Origin of the sequence: Kitasatospora sp. NPDC059812, assembly GCF_042732075.1 — a bacterium.
Lineage (GTDB): Bacteria > Actinomycetota > Actinomycetes > Streptomycetales > Streptomycetaceae > Kitasatospora.
Window position 1 is genome coordinate 1 of the sequence record NZ_JBHWIO010000172.1, and the last position, 3,021, is coordinate 3,021.

Consider the following 3,021-nt stretch of genomic DNA (forward strand, 5'->3'; position numbering starts at 1 on the left):
AACCGACAGTATGTCGGATCGACCGGCCGCATCGCGTCGGTTGAACTATGTGCGCGAGGGGGGAGTTGAACCCCCACGCCCTTTCGGGCACTGGAACCTGAATCCAGCGCGTCTGCCTATTCCGCCACCCGCGCATCTGGGTGATGTGGAATAGCTTAGCCCATCCGCGGGGGTGCTCCGAACCAGGTGGGAGGGGTCAGCTGGCGAGCTGCTCGACGATCCAGTCGACCAGCACGCGGGAGACGTGGCTGTGCTCGGTGTTGGCGTCGTCGAACTTCACGGCGTCCAGGTGGCCGTTCTCCAGGGCGGCGTCGGTGATCGCGGCGGCCGGGTCGACGTCCCACTTCGCCGGGTCGAAGTCCAGCGCCACCGCGCTGACGGCCGGTACGAAGGTGCCGCTGCGGTAGTCCTCGGAGATCTTCGCCTTGAGCGCGTCCGCGACCTTGCCGAAGGAGTCCAGGGTGCCGCCGGGCACGGCGTCCAGCGCCGGGACGTCGCTGGTGGTGCTGCGGCGCACGGCCAGGCCGAGGTGCATGCCGCCGATGCGCTGCTTGTCGCCCTTGTTCGGCTGGAAGCGGGCCGTGGCGCTGGCGATCAGCGCCTGCCAGTCGAAGGCCACCTCGCCCGCCGGCAACGGGAGACCGGCCCCGTCGCGGCGGCCATTGGAGACGCCGAGCTTGCGCGGGATCTGCGGGAAGTTGCCGACCCGCGCGAGATCGGCGAGGAACTCCTTGCGCAGGTCGCTGGAGGTGGCCACCGGGCCGGAGTACTTGGCGTTCTCGACCCACGCCCAGAGCAGTTGCTGAGCGGCGGGGCTGCGGATCAGGTCGGCCTGCTTGACGCCGTCCGGCCCGGCCGGGGTGTAGTCCTCGAAGAAGTACGCCATCTGCTGGAGGACGAGCGGGATCCAGGCACCGTTGTGCGGCGAGTCGAAGGAGAGGTACGTGCCCGTCTGGTGGTCCATCCGCTCGGTCTCCAGCTTGGCGAGCGCGTAGCGGGTGATGATGCCGCCCATGCTCACCCCGCCGACGGTCAGCCGCTCGTCACCGATGCGCTCCGCGATGGACCGGAAGACGGCGTCGATCACGACCCCGGCGTTGGCCTGGATGTGGGTGTGCCGCTCGGTGAAGCCGATCAGCACGATGTCGTAGCCCCGGCTGAGCAGTTGGTCGAAGAGGCCCGGCCCGCCGTCGGCGGCGGTGCTGAAGTAGGCGAACAGGCCGGGGAGGTCGCTCGGGCCGTAGTTGAAGCCGTCCGCGAAGAGGAAGGGCTTGCGCAGGCCGATCTTCGGGTTGGCGTAGTAGACCGCCGCCTGCCCGGTCGCCGTCTGCCCCTTGTACGGCGAGCCGGTCAGCTCCCACGTCACGTCGGCGTCGCGGCCGGCCCGCTCGCCCGACAGCGCGCTGGTGAACCAGGCGCCGGGCGAGATCGAGTTGGCGATCTCCGCCAACTCGGCCTTGGTAGGCTCCGCCTGACCCTCCTTGAGGGCCGTCAGGGCAACGTCGATACGGGGTTCTTGTGCCATGGAGGTACCGCCTCGGTCGATGCGAGCAGGTCATGTGCGCACAGTGATGGACCGTAGTGGCCTGGTTACTCAAGGCGCCATCGACGCACCGGAACTGATCGAAATCGTTCGGGTGTGACAGGGGACGACCGGCTAGAGCCGGAGCTCGCCGGCCCGGACAGCGGCGATGAAGGAGTCCCAGGAGGCGGCGGGGAAGACGAGGGCCGGGCCGTCGGGATCCTTCGAGTCACGCACCGGGACGGCGCCGGGAAGGAACCCGGGGGCCACCTCGATGCAGTTGCCGCCGTTGGTGCCGCTGTAGCTGCTCTTGCGCCAGGTGAGGGCAACCTCGATGCAATCGCCTCCGTTGCTGCCGCTATAGCTGCTCTTCCGCCAGGTCACCATCGCCAGCTCCTCGGAGGTCTTACGTTGGGAAGTCGCCCTCACGGACTGCCCGCACGAAGGCTTCCCAGGCGACGGCCGGGAAAACGAGGACCGGGCCGCGCGGGTCCTTGGAGTCACGTACGGGGACGAGGCCGGGGAATCCGGGGGCCACCTCGACGCAGTTGCCTCCGTTGCTTCCGCTGTAGCTGCTCTTGCACCAGGCGGTCACATCGAGCTCGTCCCTCGTCATTTCTGAACCCTTCCAGCGCATCGGCGATCAGCGCGAGCGAGTCAGCTACTGGCAGTGCCGCCTCGTGGAGCAGATCATAGCTCCAGCGATGCCGTGCAACGATCGCCGGATCATCGCTCGAGTGCCCGCGATCGAGGCTCTCGGAGTACACGTAGGTGCGGCCATCGGGCATCTCCAACATCACCATGGACTTGTCGGCGTTGGCCGGTCGACGCGTGAATGGCACAACCTGGATGATCACGTTCGGAAGCCTCGAAATGTTCAGCAAGTGCTGCATTTGACGCCTCATCACTTTCGGGCCGCCGACGACAGTCCGGATGGCGCTCTCGTCCAGAATCACCAGCAGAGTCGGGCCATCCAACTCCAGGAACCGCCGCTGCCTCGCCAATCGAGCCGCAGCTCGCTCTTCGATCACTTTGGGCTTTCCAGCCGCATCACTGACCGCCAGCACTGATTCGGCGTATTCGCGGCACTGCAGTAGCCCGTTCATCACCCCAACCTCGAAGGCCCTGACGGCCAGGGCCTCGGCTTCCATGTCGACGTGACTCTGGAACCAGTCCGGGTGTTCAGTCTGCGCGTTCCAGTCCACCCTCCCCCAGAGCCGCCTCAACGCACCGCCCGTGTTGAGCAGTTCGTCGGCCTTCTCCACCAGTTCCGGCGGCATGCGGCGCTGACCGGTCTCGTACCGGGTGATGTTCGTCCGGCTGCAGTGCAGCAGCTTGCCCAGCTCCTCCTGGGTGTAGCTGGCCAGCTCCCGGTAGAACCGCAGCTCCTCGCCGAACAACTCAGCCGAACTGACCGTCAACTCACGCCTGAACCGCCGATGTGCCACAGCCGGCCCCCTCACGCACCACGTGCCCCTGGCACCCGATTTCGACCATCA

At 67.1% G+C, this 3,021-nt stretch carries 4 protein-coding genes and 1 tRNA gene; all 5 read right to left on the minus strand.

Going from position 1 to position 3,021, the window contains the following annotated elements:
- Window positions 1–50 precede the first annotated feature (50 nt).
- Window positions 51–134 (minus strand) — tRNA-Leu (locus tag ACFV6D_RS38680).
- A gap of 62 nt (window positions 135–196) precedes the next feature.
- Window positions 197–1,525, minus strand: a complete 1,329-nt coding sequence (locus tag ACFV6D_RS38685; RefSeq protein WP_380563418.1) for a hypothetical protein — start codon at window positions 1,523–1,525, stop codon at window positions 197–199.
- Window positions 1,526–1,657: 132 nt separating this feature from the next.
- Window positions 1,658–1,909, minus strand: a complete 252-nt coding sequence (locus ACFV6D_RS38690; RefSeq protein WP_380563420.1) for a DUF397 domain-containing protein — start codon at window positions 1,907–1,909, stop codon at window positions 1,658–1,660.
- A gap of 19 nt (window positions 1,910–1,928) precedes the next feature.
- Window positions 1,929–2,060 carry a DUF397 domain-containing protein gene (locus ACFV6D_RS38695; protein WP_380563422.1) on the minus strand — a complete coding sequence of 44 codons (132 nt, stop codon included), beginning with the start codon at window positions 2,058–2,060 and terminating at the stop codon, window positions 1,929–1,931.
- A complete protein-coding gene (locus tag ACFV6D_RS38700) occupies window positions 2,023–2,943 on the minus strand; it encodes a helix-turn-helix domain-containing protein (RefSeq protein ID WP_380563424.1) in 921 nt (306 codons plus the stop codon). The genes ACFV6D_RS38695 and ACFV6D_RS38700 overlap by 38 nt, the downstream gene beginning before the upstream one ends.
- Window positions 2,944–3,021: the final 78 nt, after the last annotated feature.

Excerpts from the sequence above, each read along its gene's own strand:
- ACFV6D_RS38685 (WP_380563418.1), bottom strand. The coding sequence starts at position 1,525 with ATGGCACAAGAACCCCGTATCGACGTTGCCCTGACGGCCCTCAAGGAG.
- ACFV6D_RS38690 (WP_380563420.1), bottom strand. The coding sequence starts at position 1,909 with ATGGTGACCTGGCGGAAGAGCAGCTATAGCGGCAGCAACGGAGGCGAT.